The organism is Companilactobacillus zhachilii (assembly GCF_003606365.2).
Taxonomy (GTDB): Bacteria; Bacillota; Bacilli; order Lactobacillales; family Lactobacillaceae; genus Companilactobacillus; species Companilactobacillus zhachilii.
This window is the reverse complement of record NZ_CP031933.2, coordinates 1,155,159-1,173,093: the sequence shown is the minus strand read 5'-3', so window position 1 is coordinate 1,173,093 and position 17,935 is coordinate 1,155,159. Positions and strand designations below refer to the sequence as shown.

Genomic DNA, 17,935 nt, shown 5'->3' with positions numbered 1-17,935 from the left:
TCTCTTATCCCCCTATTTTATAAAGAAGCGCTGGATATCATTCCATGTGACAGCAACCATCAACAAGACTAAAATACCCACACCAATTAAGGTAATGACATTTTCGTATTGTTCAGGAATAGGTTTCCTTCTAATTGCTTCAACAATATTTAACAAAATTTTTCCACCATCTAAGGCAGGAATTGGTATCAAGTTAACGATCCCCAAGTTCATCGATAACATTGATGTGAACAAAATAATATTGATCAAACCAGTTGAGGCCACCTTGGAAGTCATTGAATAAATTCCAACTGGACCTGACAATTGATTAATATTAAAGCCACCAGAGACCATCTTACCTAAAGCATGAAAAATTGTTAGTGATGTACTCCAGCTATATGTAAAGCCATATTTAATCTTACCAAGGACACTTGAATCCAACTTAGCTGTAATTCCAATCATGCCAAACTTTTGGCCTGATTGCTTAACAGTTTTTGGAGTCAATTTAACTTGTTCAGTTTTATGGCCCGATTCGACATTTAGCGTCACATTTTTGCCAGGATTATTTTGAATATTCTCGGTTAATGTTGCCCAAGAATTCGTCTTTTTCCCGTTGACGCTTAAAATTTTATCATTAGCTTTTAAGCCCGCTTTTTGAGCCACAGAGCCACTTTGAACTCCGCCCAGTTGATTTGTACCTGTTCCAACTGAACCCATCATAAAGGCGGCAATAATTGCGGCTACGATAGCTAAAATAAAATTGTTGAATGGTCCAGCAAAATTAGTGATCATACGTTTCCAAACTGAAACGGATTGTAATTGTACATCACGCGGTGCAATTTGGACTTCAGTCCCATCCTCTTCAACAATGGTTGCGTCATGATCAACAGAATACTTTTTAGTGACCGATTCGTCACCATTTTCGTATCCTTCAATAACTAAATCATCAACAAGATCAGCCTTTGAGATTTGAACTGGAACCGCGTTTGCATCGTAAACTTTACTTGAAGTTATTATTTTTGTTACTTTGTCGTCATCATTCAATACTAAAGATGACATCGTTCCCGGTTGGATCTCAGAATCATCCTCCTGGGCACCGGCCATACGAACATATCCACCTAGAGGCAATAGTCTCAAAGTGTAAGTTGTATGATTTTTTCGGTATGCCACAATTTTTGGACCCATACCTACAGAAAACTCTCGAACTAAAATTCCAGATTTCTTTGCAGCATAATAGTGTCCAAATTCATGAACGATCACTAAGATTCCAAAAACGATTATAAATGTAATTATCGCGGTCATTTTAACCTCCACGAGCTGTTTATACTAAACCAAAAATGTGTAACAAAGGCAATACGATCAACATACTGTCGAAACGATCCAGAATACCACCATGACCTGGTAGGATATTACCTGAATCCTTTACCTTATAAAATCTCTTATAGGCAGACTCAATCAAGTCACCCATTTGTCCCATAATTGAGAGTACAAAAGCAATCATTAACATTGTTGTCATTGAATACTCTTGTGGAACGAAATACATGTAAACGCCAGAAATAATCAAAGCCATGATAATTCCGGCAACGGTACCTTCCCAAGTCTTATTGGGACTAATTGCTGGCCACAACTTATGCTTACCAATCTTACGACCAAATGTATAAGCAAAAATATCAGTTGACCATACAACAATCAAGGCATACATCAAAAGACCCAGACCAGGAGCTGAATTTCTAACAGCTGCTAAGTAATGGAATCCAGTACCGATGTAAAGCATAGATACGACCGAAACACCTGCATCTTCAAAATTGAATTTGTTTTTTGTCAAAACAGTAATAATCAACAAAATGATCGAGAAGACATAGAACAAATCAAGTCGTGTGAAACTCTTCGGGAACCAGCCTCGATAAAAACCATCTGGTACAACCAAGGCCAATGTTCCTAAAATTGTCACTAAAAAGTCCATGGAAACGATAATACGTTTGCGCATGATATAAACTTCAAACACACCAACAACTGCTAAAGCTGCTGCTGCAATTTCAAGCCACACTCCACCAGCAAGCAATATGGGAATAAAGATTGCTAGTGCAATAACAGCGGTGATTACACGTTGTTTCATAATTTTCCCCCAAACTAACTAAACAGATCCATATCGACGATCTCGTCTGTCAAATTCTTTAATATCTTCAACCAAATTATCAACGGTATAGTTAGGCCAATAAGTCTTATCAAAAACCATTTCTGAATAAGCCAATTGCCACAACATAAAGTTGGAGATTCTTTCCTCGCCACTTGTTCTGATCAAGAGATCAGGGTCAGCTAAATCTCCCAGTTGTTCGGTCAATAAATGATTGGCAAACATTGAATCATCAATTTTATCTGGATCTATTGAACCATTAACGGCGTCGATTGCCAAACTTTTTGCCGCATGCACAATTTCTGCACGACCACCGTAATTAAAAGCAAAATTGAGGATCATCCCAGTGTTATCCTTTGTGTCCTCAACTGCTTTCAATACAACTTTTCTAGTTTTATCAGGTAAATGATCAGTGAAACCGGTCACTTTGACCTGAATATTTTCCTTAATTAAATCCGGCATAAATGTTCCAAAAAAATCTACTGGCAAGCGCATCAAAAAGTTAACTTCTTTGCTTGGTCGACTCCAATTTTCAGTCGAAAAAGCATAAAGACTCAAAACCTTAACTCCCAGATGACTAGCAGCAGTAGCAATGGTTTTAACATTGTTCATACCTTCTTTATGGCCGGCAATTCGCGGTAGACCTTTTGCTTTAGCCCACCGACCATTACCGTCCATAATAATGGCAATATGCTTTGGAACAGATATTTCTGGATCTAATTGTTTGGTATTATTCTCTGTCATTGAGACTAACCTTCAGTAATTTCCTGTTCTTTATCTGCGGCTAGTTTATCAATCTTAGCGATTGAATCATCAGTTACCTTTTGAACATCTTTTTCCAAAGTATGGAATTCATCTTCAGTAACATCATTTGCTTTCAATTGCTTCTTCAAATCATCCATAGCTTCACGACGAACGTTTCTAACAGCAATACGTCCACCTTCAGCCTCTTTACCTACTTGCTTAGCAATCTCTTGTCTGCGTTCACCAGTAAGTTGTGGGATGATCAAACGGATCACACTACCATCATTAGCTGGGTTCAATCCCAAATCAGATGAGTTGATAGCATGTTCGATATCATCAAGTGATGATTTGTCATAAGGTGTAATCAAAAGAACACGTGCTTCTGGAATATTAATTGAAGCAACTTGGTTCAATGGAACATCACTACCGTAATAAGAAACCATAACATTACTCAAAATTGAAGCATTAGCTTTACCAGCACGAATATTAGCCAATTCACGATTCAATACTTCGATTGACTTATTCATGTTTTCTTTAGCTTTTGTAATAGCTTTATTTGTCATCATTACCACCCTTTATAATTGTTCCGATATTTTCACCTTGAACAACCTTCTTGATGTTTTCAGGTTTATTCAAGTTGAATACGATCAATGGAATATCATTATCCATTGACAATGATGAAGCTGTTGTATCCATTACGCCAAGGTTCTTATTAATAATATCAAGTTGTGATAATTCTGAATACTTCTTAGCATTAGGATCTTTCTTAGGATCAGCTGAGTAAACACCGTCAACGTTGTTCTTAGCCATCAAGATAACATCAGCTTCAATTTCAGCTGCACGAAGAACAGAAGTTGTATCAGTTGAGAAGTATGGATTACCAGTACCACCAGCAAAAATCACAACACGGCCCTTTTCTAGATGTCTAACGGCTTTTCTTCTAATGTAAGGTTCAGCAACTTGGCGCATTTCAATTGATGTTTGAACACGAGTTGGAACACCAATATGTTCTAGTCCATCTTGTAAAGCTAGACCGTTCATAACTGTGGCCATCATACCCATGTAGTCAGCTTGGGCACGATCCATTCCCATTTCAGCACCTGTTTCACCACGCCAGATGTTACCACCACCACAAACGATGGCTACTTGAACACCTAAATCATGGACACTCTTAATTTGTTCAGCTATCTTCTTGATAACTGGGGGGTTAATTCCAAATCCTTTTTCTCCGGCTAAGGCTTCACCAGAAACTTTTAAAATAACTCTTTTATACTTAATATCAGGCATAAGTGCTCTCCTTTAATTTTGCTACTAAACATTTTAACATATTAGCTACACTAAAATTATCTAATCACCATTTTTAAATAAATTTTGCTTAGATACAACCCTTTATACAAAGAAAAGGTCGTTTAATTCAAAATGAATTAAGCGACCTTTCTCAAAATTAAATAATTTATTAGTTATTCATTTGGTTCTTTACTTCTTCAGCGAAATCTTCTTGTTTCTTTTCGATTCCTTCACCGACTTCATAACGAACAAATGAAACTAGTTTACTGTTCTTTGATTCAACAAATTGTTGAACAGTCATATCTGAATCCTTAACAAATTCTTGGTCAGCCAAACTAATTTCTGACAAGTACTTGTTTACACGGCCTTCAACGATTCTTGGGATAATCTTTTCAGGTTTACCTTCAGCTTTTGTTTCTTCAGTAAAGATAGCCTTTTCATGTTCAAGAACATCTGCAGGAACTTGTTCGCGACTCATGTACTTAGGATTGATAGCAGCAACGTGCATAGCAACATCCTTAGCAGCTTCTTCGTCTGTACCTTCAAGAGTAACAATGGCACCAATTAGGCCACCGTTGTGTAGGTATGAGCCGAATACTTGAGCATCAGTCTTGTCAAGAACTTCAAAACGTCTCAAGCTGATCTTTTCACCGATAACAGCTGTTAAGCCTGTGATTGCGTCGTTGATTGAACCTTCACCAAGACTTAAAGCCAATGCTTCGTCCATAGTCTTTGGTTCATTTTCAACGATAGCCTTACCAATTGAGTTAACAAGATCGATAAACTTATCATTTGATGAAACGAAGTCTGTTTCTGAGTTAACTTCGATGATAGCAGCTTTGTTACCTGAAACTTCGATATGTGTTAAACCTTCAGCAGCGATGTTTCCGCTCTTCTTAGCAGCTTTAGCAATACCCTTTTCACGTAGCAAGTCAACAGCTTTATCCATGTCACCATCAGCAGAAACCAATGCCTTTTTAGCATCCATCATACCAACGCTTGTCTTATCACGTAATTCTTTAACTTGAGCAGCAGTAATTTTAGCCATTCGTAAATCCTCCAGTCGTATAAATAAAGCCATCTTACTCAGATGACTCTATTTTACGGATATTATTTTAAATTATTTGTTATCGTTATTGTTTGTTGCGTTTGCCAAATCTTCGATTGACTTGTCATCAGCAGCTTCTGAATCTTTGTTATCGTCTTTCTTGTCAGCAAAGTCTGCATCTGAAACAGCTTCTTCACCTTGCTTACCTTCAACAATAGCGTCAGCCATCTTAGCAGTAATCAATCTTACGGCACGAATAGCATCATCATTTGAAGGAATGATAACATCGATAGGATCTGGATCTGTATTTGTATCAACCATAGCTACGATAGGAATGTTAAGTTTCTTAGCTTCGTTAACAGCAATGTTTTCCTTATGAGGGTCAACAATGAACATAACATCAGGAATTCTTGGCATATCTTCGATACCACCAAGGAATTTTTCTAACTTAGCTTGTTGCTTTGTAAGTAAAGCAACTTCTTTCTTAGGTAGACGTTCAAAAGTACCATCAGTGGCCATAGCCTTGATTTCTTTTAATCTCTTGATACGTTTTTGGATTGTGTTCCAGTTAGTCAAAGTACCACCTAACCAACGATGGTTAACGTAGTATTGGCCTGCACGTGTAGCTTCTTCAGCAACAGCGTCTTGGGCTTGCTTCTTTGTACCAACGAATAGGAAAATTCCGTCATCACCGGCAACAGCCTTCATATAGTTGTAAGCATCGTCGATCATGCGTACTGTTTTTTGTAAATCAATGATGTAAATACCATTTCTTTGTGTAAAGATAAATGGCTTCATCTTGGGGTTCCAACGTCTTGTTTGGTGTCCAAAATGTACACCGGCTTCAAGCAATTGTTTCATAGAAATAACTGACATAAAATAGTTCCTCCTGGTTTTTACCTCCACTCGAGTCATGTCTGACTGAAACGCCGTAGCGCACCATCAATCAAATCGTCAAGTGTGTGTATTCAATACAGGTAAATATTATATGGGAAAACAATCATGAAATCAAGTAGTCTTGCCAATTTATTCCATGACTTTTCAACAAAGTTACTTTTTGTTGGCGACTGAGTTTTTTAATAGCAATCTCACGTTTCAAAGCTGCCGACTTATCAGCCAACTCTTCGCTATACATTAATTTAACTGGTCGCCTGATTTTTGTATACTTAGCACCCTTACCTGCATTGTGTGTTGCAACTCGTTTCTCAACATTATTGCTGGTTCCAGTATAAAAGGTTCTGTCATTACAGAGCAACATATAAACGTAATATTTTTTATTTTCCATTGATAATCAAACTAGCCTCTTTTGTTAACTGATGTTTCTCATTATAAATCACTAAATCAGGTTCGACTCGCAAAGAAGCTGACTTCACCGTCTTCACTACATCCAATAAAACTAAGTTTGCGTCCTTATTTGACAGTGATCTGACGAAACGAATCCGTTTTGGTTGTAGTTTTTCTTGTGTCATAATACTAAATAATTCACTCAATCTTTCGGGACGATACACGATGTAGGCGTGAGAATTTTCTTTTAACAGTATTTTAATAGTAGAAAGAATATCGGTTAAGGTAGCTTTCAATTCATGACGGGCAATTGCTAACACTGGATTGTCCTTAATAGACGTCTTGTCTGCCAATTTAAAATATGGTGGATTACAAACTATCGTATCAACCGTATCGTGTGCTAAATACTGTTGCACGTTTTTTAAATCATCATTAATCAAATGAACTTGAGCTTCCAAATGGTTATCTTGAATACTTTTGGCCGAAAGCTTAGCAAGCTGTTCTTGGATTTCCACTAGATAAATCTGAGCTTTTGTTTTAGCTGCTAAAGACAAACCAATTGCTCCATTTCCAGCACATAAATCAACGACTTTGCCTTTTTTTGCTGGTTTCGCAAAATTATAGAGTAAAATAGTATCAAGGTTAAACGAATACAATTGTTTATCCTGATTAATGATGATTCCACTGTTAGAGATAATATCTTGCGAATTAATCGACATAATGCACCTGCTTTATGGTATTTTAAATAAGACAAAATTATTTTTGGGAGAATGATATTTCTATGTTTTATAAATTTATTCGTGCTTTTGTACGGGGATTAGTATTTTTATTGAACGGACGATTTGACGTCATCGGTAAAGAAAATCTACCTGACAAACCATATATTTTGGTTGCCCCCCATCGAACATGGTGGGAACCAATTTTCTTTGCCTTAGTAATTGCCCCACGTGATGCCACTTTCATGGCTAAAAAAGAACTCTTCAAGAATCCAATTTTAAGATACATTTTAGTCCACGCTCACGCATTTCCAGTGGACCGTGCCCATCCAGGACCATCTGCTATTAAAACGCCAGTCAAGGCTCTTAAAAAGGAAGGACGCGTTTTAATCATGTTTCCTTCTGGTACACGCTACTCTGAAGAACTTAAAGGTGGCGCATCATTAATTGCTAAATTATCCAAAGCTCCATTAGTGCCATTCGTTTATCAGGGACCATTAACGTTTGGCGGTTTAATGTTACACAAACAAATCACCGTCGGCATTGGACCTGAAATTGATTTTGATTTCAAAGCCAAGTTAACCGATGAACAAACAAAACAAGTTAATGAAGATATGGAACAAGCTTGGAAAGATATTGATAACAAAATCAATCCAGACTTTGAATATATTCCACCTAAGAAAAAAGATTAGTTTATCTTTGTAATTCCATATGTTAGCTACTCGTGGTGCTAGTTGATTTTTTGACTATAGAATTGAAATAATTTTTAAAATCAAAAGATTCAGAATATATTCTATATCTTATAATTCTGGTCATTGATGGCAAAGTAATACTTAAAGTTATTTACTATTGATTCAAAAAAACAATGAACTAGCCGGAAAGAGCAGTAAATTAGTTTGCTGTGAAGGTGACGTTAGCACTTTAGTGCTTACACCACGGGACGAGCTTTGAAACTTGTGGTTTTTGCGAGGTTCAAAGTCGAGAGACGAGACCTTGGCTCGGTCTCCACAGCGACCTAATTTTCTTGCTCTTGGAGGTGGCATATTTAACGTGTTAGCTAAATAATTATATAACAAAATAGCCCCAGATTCCGCCATGGATTCTGAGGCTATTATTTTACTAAAAATTAATTGGACTAACTTTCAAATAAACTAAACCAAAAATAATCTTAATTAGACCATCACTGCTGAAAATCATATCAAGTGGCAAACGTACAAATAAACCAAATAATCCATTTAAAACAATCACAAGACCCAATATTCCGATAATCTTACCGTGCACAGGAATAAATGCAAAAAAATGTAGTCCTACCCCAATCAGTATCATAACCCAGGTGACATATACCGCTTGCATCCCACTCAAATGCATCATTTGCGCTGGTAAAAAGCTAAGAAAGACCAAAGCCATTAAAATAACAATTGATCGATTTGCCCATTTTTTCTGTCTAATAGTGCCCGAACCAACACTGAAGCGCTTGCGAGTTCTAGAATTCAATTGCCAAAACATACCTAGAGCATAAATCACTCCAAAATAAGCTGCGTTCGGGATGCCATTAGGCAATTTAATTACTAGAGTCATCATTGCTATTCCAACAGTTATTAACCAGACACCTACAATGAATTGTCTCGGATATTTATATGTTTCTTCTTTCATTGGTTCCCCCTAAAAAACTTGGATAGTATATCATAAGCAAAATTTAATCTCAATTGCAAAAAAGAAACTGCCTTTTGAAGTATTTCGGAATTTTATCCAAAACTTTTCTTCACGGCAGTTTCCTCATTCTAATTTATAATTTTTAAATCGAATTCTTACCAATATCACGACGATAATAAATATGCAATTGGTTCATCTTTCCTAATTCTCGATAAACTTGCACTTGCGCACTGTCTAAATCTTCAGCTTGCGTTTGGACTAAATACAATCGTCCTCCATTACTGATCAGCCGGTGATTTTCTTTACGAACACTAGCATAGTTGACCGTCAAAGGACAACTTCTAAATTCATCCGTACTACCTAAATCACCAACTACTTGTTTACCAGGATATCCATGGCTGACAGCGAAAACTCCTAAGTTCAAGCCCGTAGTCGACCAAGTAATTTCATTGATTTTTTTATGATGAAGCATTTGATTTATCATCTCTGACAAATCAGATTGTAATCGTGGCAAGACAACTTCTGTCTCTGGATCACCAAAACGAGCATTAAACTCGATAACTTTGATACCATCTTGAGTCAAAATCAACCCGGCATAAACTATCCCCGTATACTTAATGCCTTGGTTATAAAGCTCGTTGACAAATGGTTTAATAACTGTTTCTATCGCAGTTTGTTCAATTTCTGATGAAATATTTTGGACCGGACAAACGGCTCCCATTCCACCAGTATTAGGACCTTTATCATCTTCAAAAATCTTTTTGTAATCTTGCGCTATTGGCATTGGATAAAACCTTTTATGATCTACGAATGCCATTAGTGAAAATTCTTCACCCTCTAAGAAATCCTCAATTACGACTTTACGCGTATTAAACTTGTGTCCTTGCAACAGATCAGTAACTTTTGATAGAGCATCATCTCTCTCAGGTGAAATATAAACACCCTTACCCGCCGCTAACCCATCAGCTTTAATAACAATCGGAAAAGCAGCCTCCTCGTTTAAATATGTTGTTGCTGCTTGTAAATCAGTGAACTCCTGATAACTAGCAGTTGGAATGTCAGCATCAGCCATTAATTTCTTAGTAAAAGACTTTGACCCTTCAACTTGGGCGCCTTCTTTAGTTGGTCCAAAAATCAACAACTTTCGGCTCTTAAAGAAATCAACAATCCCATTAACTAAAGGTTCCTCAGGACCAACGATTGTATAATCAACATTATTGGTTAAAGCAAAGTTAGCTAAATGGTCGAATTCATCTTCATTAATTGAAATTGTTTTAATTCCGTTTAGCTTCATTCCATCATTTCCAGGAGCACAAAAGACAACATTTTTATCATTCTTCAATAATGACTGACAAATAGCATCTTCACGAGCACCTGAACCAACGACAAGTATTTTCATTAAAAGACCTCTCTTCTAGTGTTTGAAATGTCTTCTGCCAGTGAAGACCATAGCAATTCCGTGCTTATCAGCCATATCAATTGAATCTTGATCCTTAATTGAACCACCTGGTTGCACAATAGCTGTAATTCCGTGTTCAGCAGCATATTGAACACAGTCATCCATTGGGAAGAAGGCATCAGAAGCCATAATTAATGGTGTATGAGCATCCACTTGTTCTTCTTGGTCAATCGCAATCTTCACAGAACCGATACGATTCATTTGACCAGCACCAATACCAAGTGTCTTATCAGTTGTTGTAATAACAATGGCATTACTCTTAACATGTTTAACAACTTGTTGACCGAATAACAAAGCCTTCATTTCTTCATCAGTTGGGGCTTTCTTAGTAACAACTTCAAATTCTGAAAGTTGATCAACCGTTGTATCACGTTCTTGAACTAATAAACCACCCATAACGGAAACATATTCGTGCTTTTCAGCATCTTTAGCTTTTGAAAAGTCAAGTGTTAGTAGACGAATGTTCTTCTTAGCTTCAAGAATTTCCAAAGCTTCGTCAGTAAAGCTTGGTGCGATAACAATTTCCAAGAAAATCTTATGCATTTCTTCAGCAATTTCTTTCGTAACTTCACGGTTAACCGCAACGATACCACCAAAAATTGACATTGTATCAGCTGTATAAGCCTTACGCCATGCTTTATAAATACATTCGTCGTCGACACCGACACCACATGGGTTCATATGTTTCAATGCAGCCACACAAGGTTGATCAAAGTCAGCCACAATTCTCAATGCAGCGTCTGCATCTTTAATATTATTGAAGGAAAGTTCTTTACCATGCAATTGCTTAGCTGAAGCAATCGAGTATTCAGAAGGCATGGCACTCTTGTAGAAAGCAGCCTTTTGATGTGAATTTTCACCATATCTTAATTCTTGATGATAATCATAACCAAGCACTTCAACATCAGGGAATTCATCCCCATTTAAATCAGTCAAATAATGGCCAATAATACTGTCATATTCAGCTGTATGACGGAAAGCTTTTGCAGCCAAGCGTCGACGTAAGATTGTATCATCTTCATCTGATTGAAGACTTTCAAGAACTGTTTCATAATCATTGGCGTCAATCACGACATAAACACTCTTAAAGTTCTTTGAAGCTGAACGGATCATTGATGGACCACCAATATCAATTTGTTCAATCGCTTCAGCTGGTGTAACACCGTCTTTAGAAATTGTTTCTTTAAATGGATAGAGATTGACACAGACAAGGTCAATTGTTTGAATGTTCAAATCTTCCAAAGTCTTCATATGTTCCGGATTGTCACGTTTAGCCAATAGTCCTGCATGCACCATTGGATGCAAAGTTTTAACACGGCCATCTAAAATTTCAGGGAATTGGGTAACTTCATCAATTTCCAAAACTTCAACGCCATTTTCTTGCAACTTCTTATATGTACCACCAGTTGAGATGATTTCAAAACCATTGGCAATCAAACCCTTAGCAAATTCAACGACACCTGTCTTATCAGAAACACTAATCAAAGCTCTTTTCATTTTTTATCTACCCCATTAGTTTTATTTAGTAAATCAAGAATCACTTGACGATACATTTGATGCTCTGTTTGATGAATCCTTGCTTCTAAACTAGCTTCTGTATCATTAGCTAGCCGGACAACCTTTTCTTGCTTAATGATTGGACCAGTATCGACCCCTTCATCAATGAAATGAATCGTTACTCCAGTCACCGGATCTCCAGCCTCAAAAGCACGTTCAATCGCTTCCAAACCGGAAAATTTTGGTAATAGTGATGGATGAATATTAATAATTCGATTTGGATAGGCACCTAATAGTACCGGCGTTACGACCCGCATATAACCAGCCAATAAAATATATTCAATCTTGAGTGGCTTTAACTTTTCAATAATAGCTTGCTCATACGCACCACGGTTTTCATAATCAGATAATTGATTAATAAAAATCGGAATATGGTATTTTTCAGCTCTTTGAATAACATGTGCATCTTTTTGGTCACAAACTAATAGTTCAATTTCTAGACCCGCTTGACGCAGTTCAATAGACTTTGCAATGGCTTCAAAATTACTACCATTACCGGAAGCAAAGATAGCTACTTTCATAGTTGGTCTCCTTCCAAAATCACACTACTTGTTGTTTTTGAAACAACTTCACCAATTGTAAAGGCAACAGTTTCTTTTTCATTCAATAGTTCCAAAACTTCTAATTCTTTGGAGGCATCAACTGCTAGTACCATTCCAATACCCATATTGAAAATATGATACATATCAGCTAATTCCAATTGACCATACTTCTGTAACAAATCAAAAACTGGTAACTGTGGCCAAACATCAACATTGATCTTGGCTGCCAAATTATCTGGCAGCATCCGAGGAACATTTTCGTAAAAGCCACCGCCAGTAATATGAGAAATTCCTCTGATTAAACGTTCATCCAGCAAAGGTACGACATCTTGGACATAAATTTTTGTCGGTGTTAACAACAATTCACCAAGTGTTTGTTCAGGATATTCTGGTAAAACACTATCTACCGTTAAATTATGTTGTTGGAAGAAAATCTTTCTAACTAGTGAATAACCATTTGAATGGATTCCGCTTGATTTTAGACCAATCAAAACATTTCCAGCTTGAATATTCTCTTTTTGCAATAAATCATCTTTTTCGCAAATACCAACGGAAAAACCGGCAATATCATAGTCTTTTGCATCATATACACCAGGCATTTCAGCGGTTTCACCACCGATTAAATTGGCATTAGCTTGGCCGCAGCCTTCAATTACACCCTTGAGAATTTCCTCAATCTTTTCATCAACTTTACCGGTTGAAATATAATCTAGAAAATACTGTGGTGTAGCACCTTGAGCCAAAATATCATTCACACACATGGCAACACAATCAATTCCAATCGTGTCCCACTTGTTTGCTTCAGTTGTCAACAATAACTTTGTTCCAACTCCATCATCACTAGATACTAAAACTGGATGTTGGTAACCTTCAGGAATTTCGTAAACACCACCGAAATTACCAATGTTATTATTGTGAGTATTTTGTTTTACAAATTTAGAAATTTTGTAGCCAGATTCGACATCGACACCGGCATCTTGATAGGGATTAGACATTAAGTGCCTCCTTATTTTTTGGACTCATAATCATAAAGATAAGTTGGATAGTCACCATTAAAATATGACATATCCAAACCTGAATATGGTGCGTCTGAATCTAGACCAATCGCATCGATCAAGCCGTCCTCACTCAAGAATTCAAGTGAATCTGAACCAAACATTTGATTCATTTCAGGAATTGACTTGTGGGCAGCAATCAGCTCGCTTTTTTCTTGAATATCGATTCCATAAAAACATGGATGCATGAATCTTGGTGAAGCAATTCGCAAATGAACTTCAGTTGCTCCAGCATCTTTTAACAGTTGCACAATATAAGCACAAGTTGTACCTCGAACGATTGAATCATCAACTAAAATAACTCGTTTACCATTAACTACCCCTTTAACAGCGGCTAATTTTTGACGAACACTCTTTTCACGGAGCTCCTTAGTTGGTTGGATAAATTCACGTCCCATATATTGGTTCTTGATCAAACCCATTTCATAAGGTAAGCCACTTGCTTCTGCGTAACCACTTGCGGCCGACAATGAAGAATTTGGTACACCGACAACAATATCACCTGGCGCTGGATATTCTTTAGCCAAATTAGCACCCATGCGCTTACGAGCTGAATGAACATTTACGCCCAATATATCGGAATCAGGACGTGCAAAGTAGATGAATTCCATTGAACAAATGGCTAACGTTGTATCAGTTGTCCAAGTATCAACCTTCATCCCTTCATCATTGATCGTAATTAATTCACCTGGTTGTACATTGTGAACTAACTTGGCACCCACAGCGTCTAGCGCACAAGTTTCACTGGCAACAACATAGGCACCGTTATCTAATTGACCAATTGAAAGCGGACGGAACCCATGAGAATCCAGTGCAACAATCATTTCATTCTTAGTCATAAGTAAGTAAGCAAATCCACCTTGAATTTTATTCAAAGCTTCGACAATTTTTTCGTGTAATGTCGGTGCATTAGAAACTTTTATCAAATGCACCAATACTTCTGAATCAGAACTTGATTTAAAAATATGACCTTTTTCTTCTAGTTCTTTTTTCAAAGTGATGGCATTTGTCAAATTACCGTTGTGAGCTAAAGCTATTTGACTATCGGTAAAATCAAACAACAAAGGTTGTACATTTTCAATTTTGTTCTCACCAGCAGTTGAATACCGCACGTGACCAATTGCTGTATCACCAACCAAAGCATTCAAATACTCTGGCTTTGAAAAAACTTGTGTCAACAAGCCCAGATTACGATATGCTCGTAGCTTTTGACGATCATTAGCAACGATTCCGGCACCCTCTTGACCACGGTGTTGTAAACTATGGAGTCCTAAATACGTTAAATAATTAGCATTTTCAGCTCCCCAAACACCAAAGACACCACATTCCTCATTCAAACTTCTTACTTCATTAGGCACGCCATGCCCTCCTTCCAACTCTTCGCTGCTTCTACACCATCAATGGTTACAGTTTCATTAACTGTTGTTATAGTAAATTTAGGTGCGGCAGTTACTGTTCCAAGATATTCAAAATCTGTTGCCATTAGTTCTTCAAATTCAGCTTGTTTATTTGGTGCAATTGAAACTAAGAAGCGAGATTGTGTTTCAGAAAACATCTGTGCAGTTGTTAAGCTAGTTTTAATATCAAAACCAAGCTCATTATCAAAGGCAGATTCTGACAGAGCAACTGCTAAGCCACCTTCAGATAAATCGTGACAACTTTTAACTAACTTTTGACTAATTGCTTGTCTGATCAAATCTTGATGAAGTTTTTCTTGATCTAAATCTAAATTACGTAAATCGCCCTTTAATTGACCGAGTTGAGCCATTTGTAATTCAGAGCCATTAAAATCATCTTGAGTTTGACCAACGACATAAATCAAATCTCCAGTAGCTTTAAAAGCACTTGTCGTAACATTTTCAATATCACTGATCAAGCCAACCATACCGACCATTGGACTAGGATAAATAGCTACATCGTTATATTCGTTGTAAAGTGACACATTTCCGGAAATTACTGGTGTATTGATTTTTTCACAGGCACTAGCAATTCCCTCAACACTCTTATCTAGTTCCCAGAAAGCTTCTGGATTTTCAGGATTACCGTAATTCAAACAGTCAGTAATACCAATAGGTTCACCACCGCTAGCAACAATATTTCTGGCTGCTTCCATCACAGTAATTTGTCCACCAACATATGGGTTCAAGTAAACATACTTGGAGTTACTATCGTTAGTCATCGCGATGGCCTTCTTTGTACCACGAATCCTTACAACACCAGCATCACTTCCCGGACGAACTAAAGTATTAGCTCGAACTTGAGAATCATATGTTTGATAGAAATGTTTCTTACTAGCAATGTTTGGTCGTTGCAACATTTCAAGCCAAGTTGTTGCTAGTGAATTGATTTCAGGTACAAATTGATAATCCTTATCGTCAATCATGCGTTGAGGTTGAATTTCTTGGCGGTCATATTCCGGCACGTCTTCTGTCAAACTGTCGACTGGAATATCGGTAACTAATTCACCCAGATGATAAATCTTGTATTGTTTGTCATTAGTTACTTGCCCAATTACAACGGCATCTAATTCATAGTTTTCAAAGAACGCTAGAACATCCTCTACAAATTCAGGCTTAACACAGAGAACCATTCTTTCTTGTGATTCTGATAGCATCATTTCATAAGCAGACATTGCTGTTTCACGTTGAGGAACTTTATCCAAGTTTAGAATCAAACCGGAACCTGCTTTTGAAGCCATTTCGGCTGTAGAAGAAACTAGTCCAGCTGCACCCATGTCTTGGATTCCCAAAATCCAATCAGAATGCTTTTCAATAATTTCCACGCAGGCATCCATAAGTAATTTTTCAATGAAAGGATTACCAACTTGAACGGCGGAACGTTGCTTATTCTTCGTATCTGTAAATTCATCTGAAGCAAAAGTTGCCCCGTGAATTCCGTCACGACCGGTTTTGGCTCCAACGTAAACGATCAGATTTTTGTCACCACTAGCTGTACCATGTTTAAAATCAGTGTTATTTAATAAACCAACACACATCGCGTTAACTAGTGGATTGTGTTCATAGCAATCTTCAAAAGAAATCTCACCACCAACGGTTGGTAAACCAATACAGTTACCATAACCACCGATACCAGCAACGACTTCGTTAACTAGATGTTTAGTCTGACCATTGTTAACAGGACCAAATTTTAAACTATTCAATAAGGCGATTGGTTGGGCGCCCATTGAAAAAATATCACGGATAATTCCACCAACACCGGTTGCTGCACCCTGGTAAGGTTCAACCGCTGAAGGATGGTTGTGACTTTCAGCTTTGAAAACAACGGCTTGATTATCACCAATATCTAAAATACCGGCATCTTCACCAGGTCCTGCAATCACACGATCACTTTTATTTGGCATTTTTCGAAGAACTTTTTTTGAATTCTTATATGAACAATGTTCACTCCACATAACCGAATAAAGACCAGTTTCAGTGTAGTTAGGCAAGCGTTTCAAGATTTTGGCACTGATCAATTCATATTCCCAATCAGTTAATCCCCATTGTTGATATAACTTTTCATCTTTAATTTGTTTTGGCGTTGGTTCAGTCATTAATTATTCACCCTTACCTGATAATTGATTATTGATTGGAACAACTTTAGACCATCATCGGAACCGAGAATTTTTTCAATTGCTCGTTCTGGATGGGGCATCATACCTAAGACATTTTTTTGTTTATTCATAACGCCGGCAATGTGGTCCACGCTACCGTTGATGTTATCCAAGTATTTAAAGGCAATTTGTCCATTAGCTTGTAGGTCTTTCAAAGTAGCTTCATCACAGTAATAACGACCTTCACCGTGGGCAACTGGAATATTGATAGTTTCTTTTGCCTGATAGTCGCTAGTAAAAATCGTCTCATTATTTACAACTTCAAGCTCAACCGTCTCACAGATAAACCGACTTTTTTCGTTTCTAATCAAAGCTCCTGGCAACAAACCAAGTTCCGTCAAAATTTGGAAACCATTACAAATTCCCAAAACAAGTTTGCCCTCATTTGCCAGACGAATTATTTCCTTCACAATTGGTGCTTGAGCAGCAATTGCCCCACTTCTTAAATAATCGCCATAAGAGAATCCACCCGGAATTAGAACACCGTCAAAACCTTCAAGACTAGTAGCTCGATAGTCAACTAGTTCAACCGGTTGCTTAATTCCATCGCGAATGGCGTAATAAAGGTCCATATCACAGTTTGAACCCGGAAAATTAATTACGGCAAACTTCATTATTCTGCCTCCGTAATTTCGTAACGATAAGTTTCAATGTTGGGATTGGCTAAAAGATCGTCACAGATAGCGTCAACTTCTTTTTCCAAGTCAGCGTAGTCATCCGCAAAATTCAATTCAAAATATTTACCCATGTGAACATCAGAAACTTGGTTGTAACCCATAGAATGAATTGCTGATTTGATGGCTTCACCTTGAGCGTCAAGGACGGATTTTTTTAGAGTGACATAAACTTTAACTAATTTCATAA

At 37.3% G+C, this 17,935-nt stretch carries 19 protein-coding genes; 1 reads left to right on the top strand and 18 read right to left on the bottom strand.

Annotation, left to right across the window (positions count from 1 at the left end):
• Nucleotides 1-12 precede the first annotated feature (12 nt).
• The 9 genes from rseP to D1B17_RS05225 all read right to left on the bottom strand — a co-directional run bounded on the left by rseP (nt 13) and on the right by D1B17_RS05225 (nt 7,195).
• The gene (gene rseP / locus D1B17_RS05265) at nt 13-1,281 is read right to left on the bottom strand and encodes an RIP metalloprotease RseP (RefSeq protein WP_120142708.1); all 1,269 of its coding nucleotides are present in this window, start codon (nt 1,279-1,281) and stop codon (nt 13-15) included.
• Between the two features lie 19 nt (nt 1,282-1,300).
• The gene (locus tag D1B17_RS05260) at nt 1,301-2,095 is read right to left on the bottom strand and encodes a phosphatidate cytidylyltransferase (RefSeq protein WP_137432106.1); all 795 of its coding nucleotides are present in this window, start codon (nt 2,093-2,095) and stop codon (nt 1,301-1,303) included.
• A gap of 18 nt (nt 2,096-2,113) precedes the next feature.
• Entirely contained in the window at nt 2,114-2,857 is a 744-nt protein-coding gene (locus D1B17_RS05255; protein WP_137432105.1) for an isoprenyl transferase, read from the bottom strand.
• Nucleotides 2,858-2,862: 5 nt separating this feature from the next.
• Complete coding sequence (gene frr, locus D1B17_RS05250) at nt 2,863-3,420, bottom strand: ribosome recycling factor (RefSeq protein ID WP_120142709.1); 558 nt, start codon at nt 3,418-3,420, stop codon at nt 2,863-2,865.
• Nucleotides 3,410-4,144 (bottom strand): UMP kinase, encoded by a 735-nt coding sequence (gene pyrH / locus D1B17_RS05245; RefSeq protein ID WP_120142710.1) that lies wholly within the window; start codon nt 4,142-4,144, stop codon nt 3,410-3,412. The genes frr and pyrH overlap by 11 nt, the downstream gene beginning before the upstream one ends.
• A gap of 169 nt (nt 4,145-4,313) precedes the next feature.
• Nucleotides 4,314-5,192 (bottom strand): translation elongation factor Ts, encoded by an 879-nt coding sequence (gene tsf / locus D1B17_RS05240; RefSeq protein ID WP_120142711.1) that lies wholly within the window; start codon nt 5,190-5,192, stop codon nt 4,314-4,316.
• Nucleotides 5,193-5,264: 72 nt separating this feature from the next.
• Entirely contained in the window at nt 5,265-6,068 is an 804-nt protein-coding gene (rpsB, locus tag D1B17_RS05235) for a 30S ribosomal protein S2 (protein ID WP_120142712.1), read from the bottom strand.
• A 124-nt stretch (nt 6,069-6,192) separates the two neighbouring features.
• On the bottom strand, nt 6,193-6,477 hold the full coding sequence (locus D1B17_RS05230; RefSeq protein WP_120142713.1) for a GIY-YIG nuclease family protein: 285 nt from the start codon (nt 6,475-6,477) through the stop codon (nt 6,193-6,195).
• The gene (locus D1B17_RS05225; RefSeq protein WP_120142714.1) at nt 6,467-7,195 is read right to left on the bottom strand and encodes a tRNA1(Val) (adenine(37)-N6)-methyltransferase; all 729 of its coding nucleotides are present in this window, start codon (nt 7,193-7,195) and stop codon (nt 6,467-6,469) included. The genes D1B17_RS05230 and D1B17_RS05225 overlap by 11 nt, the downstream gene beginning before the upstream one ends.
• 62 nt (nt 7,196-7,257) lie before the next feature.
• Between D1B17_RS05225 and D1B17_RS05220 the strand changes: the two genes are divergently transcribed.
• Entirely contained in the window at nt 7,258-7,884 is a 627-nt protein-coding gene (locus tag D1B17_RS05220) for a lysophospholipid acyltransferase family protein (RefSeq protein ID WP_120142715.1), read from the top strand.
• Nucleotides 7,885-8,311: 427 nt separating this feature from the next.
• Here the strand turns inward: D1B17_RS05220 and D1B17_RS05215 are convergent, their stop codons facing one another.
• From D1B17_RS05215 to purS, 9 genes are all read right to left on the bottom strand, one after another.
• Nucleotides 8,312-8,845, bottom strand: coding sequence for a DUF6609 family protein (locus tag D1B17_RS05215; protein ID WP_120142716.1), 534 nt, complete (start codon nt 8,843-8,845; stop codon nt 8,312-8,314).
• Between the two features lie 142 nt (nt 8,846-8,987).
• A complete protein-coding gene (gene purD / locus D1B17_RS05210) occupies nt 8,988-10,244 on the bottom strand; it encodes a phosphoribosylamine--glycine ligase (protein WP_120142717.1) in 1,257 nt (418 codons plus the stop codon).
• Between the two features lie 15 nt (nt 10,245-10,259).
• On the bottom strand, nt 10,260-11,801 hold the full coding sequence (gene purH / locus D1B17_RS05205; RefSeq protein ID WP_120142718.1) for a bifunctional phosphoribosylaminoimidazolecarboxamide formyltransferase/IMP cyclohydrolase: 1,542 nt from the start codon (nt 11,799-11,801) through the stop codon (nt 10,260-10,262).
• A complete protein-coding gene (gene purN / locus D1B17_RS05200; RefSeq protein ID WP_120142719.1) occupies nt 11,798-12,382 on the bottom strand; it encodes a phosphoribosylglycinamide formyltransferase in 585 nt (194 codons plus the stop codon). The genes purH and purN overlap by 4 nt, the downstream gene beginning before the upstream one ends.
• Nucleotides 12,379-13,398, bottom strand: coding sequence for a phosphoribosylformylglycinamidine cyclo-ligase (gene purM, locus D1B17_RS05195; RefSeq protein ID WP_120142720.1), 1,020 nt, complete (start codon nt 13,396-13,398; stop codon nt 12,379-12,381). The genes purN and purM overlap by 4 nt, the downstream gene beginning before the upstream one ends.
• 11 nt (nt 13,399-13,409) lie before the next feature.
• A complete protein-coding gene (purF, locus tag D1B17_RS05190; protein ID WP_120142721.1) occupies nt 13,410-14,816 on the bottom strand; it encodes an amidophosphoribosyltransferase in 1,407 nt (468 codons plus the stop codon).
• Nucleotides 14,801-17,011 carry a phosphoribosylformylglycinamidine synthase subunit PurL gene (gene purL, locus D1B17_RS05185; RefSeq protein ID WP_120142722.1) on the bottom strand — a complete coding sequence of 737 codons (2,211 nt, stop codon included), beginning with the start codon at nt 17,009-17,011 and terminating at the stop codon, nt 14,801-14,803. The genes purF and purL overlap by 16 nt, the downstream gene beginning before the upstream one ends.
• Entirely contained in the window at nt 17,011-17,685 is a 675-nt protein-coding gene (gene purQ / locus D1B17_RS05180; protein WP_120142723.1) for a phosphoribosylformylglycinamidine synthase subunit PurQ, read from the bottom strand. The genes purL and purQ overlap by 1 nt, the downstream gene beginning before the upstream one ends.
• Nucleotides 17,685-17,933 (bottom strand): phosphoribosylformylglycinamidine synthase subunit PurS, encoded by a 249-nt coding sequence (gene purS / locus D1B17_RS05175; RefSeq protein WP_120142724.1) that lies wholly within the window; start codon nt 17,931-17,933, stop codon nt 17,685-17,687. Before purS ends, purQ begins: the two co-directional genes overlap by 1 nt.
• Nucleotides 17,934-17,935: the final 2 nt, after the last annotated feature.

Excerpts from the sequence above, each read along its gene's own strand:
- rseP (WP_120142708.1), bottom strand. The coding sequence starts at position 1,281 with ATGACCGCGATAATTACATTTATAATCGTTTTTGGAATCTTAGTGATC.
- D1B17_RS05260 (WP_137432106.1), bottom strand. The coding sequence starts at position 2,095 with ATGAAACAACGTGTAATCACCGCTGTTATTGCACTAGCAATCTTTATT.
- D1B17_RS05255 (WP_137432105.1), bottom strand. The coding sequence starts at position 2,857 with ATGACAGAGAATAATACCAAACAATTAGATCCAGAAATATCTGTTCCA.
- frr (WP_120142709.1), bottom strand. The coding sequence starts at position 3,420 with ATGACAAATAAAGCTATTACAAAAGCTAAAGAAAACATGAATAAGTCA.
- pyrH (WP_120142710.1), bottom strand. The coding sequence starts at position 4,144 with ATGCCTGATATTAAGTATAAAAGAGTTATTTTAAAAGTTTCTGGTGAA.
- tsf (WP_120142711.1), bottom strand. The coding sequence starts at position 5,192 with ATGGCTAAAATTACTGCTGCTCAAGTTAAAGAATTACGTGATAAGACA.
- rpsB (WP_120142712.1), bottom strand. The coding sequence starts at position 6,068 with ATGTCAGTTATTTCTATGAAACAATTGCTTGAAGCCGGTGTACATTTT.
- D1B17_RS05230 (WP_120142713.1), bottom strand. The coding sequence starts at position 6,477 with ATGGAAAATAAAAAATATTACGTTTATATGTTGCTCTGTAATGACAGA.
- D1B17_RS05225 (WP_120142714.1), bottom strand. The coding sequence starts at position 7,195 with ATGTCGATTAATTCGCAAGATATTATCTCTAACAGTGGAATCATCATT.
- D1B17_RS05220 (WP_120142715.1), top strand. The coding sequence starts at position 7,258 with ATGTTTTATAAATTTATTCGTGCTTTTGTACGGGGATTAGTATTTTTA.
- D1B17_RS05215 (WP_120142716.1), bottom strand. The coding sequence starts at position 8,845 with ATGAAAGAAGAAACATATAAATATCCGAGACAATTCATTGTAGGTGTC.
- purD (WP_120142717.1), bottom strand. The coding sequence starts at position 10,244 with ATGAAAATACTTGTCGTTGGTTCAGGTGCTCGTGAAGATGCTATTTGT.
- purH (WP_120142718.1), bottom strand. The coding sequence starts at position 11,801 with ATGAAAAGAGCTTTGATTAGTGTTTCTGATAAGACAGGTGTCGTTGAA.
- purN (WP_120142719.1), bottom strand. The coding sequence starts at position 12,382 with ATGAAAGTAGCTATCTTTGCTTCCGGTAATGGTAGTAATTTTGAAGCC.
- purM (WP_120142720.1), bottom strand. The coding sequence starts at position 13,398 with ATGTCTAATCCCTATCAAGATGCCGGTGTCGATGTCGAATCTGGCTAC.
- purL (WP_120142722.1), bottom strand. The coding sequence starts at position 17,011 with ATGACTGAACCAACGCCAAAACAAATTAAAGATGAAAAGTTATATCAA.
- purQ (WP_120142723.1), bottom strand. The coding sequence starts at position 17,685 with ATGAAGTTTGCCGTAATTAATTTTCCGGGTTCAAACTGTGATATGGAC.
- purS (WP_120142724.1), bottom strand. The coding sequence starts at position 17,933 with ATGAAATTAGTTAAAGTTTATGTCACTCTAAAAAAATCCGTCCTTGAC.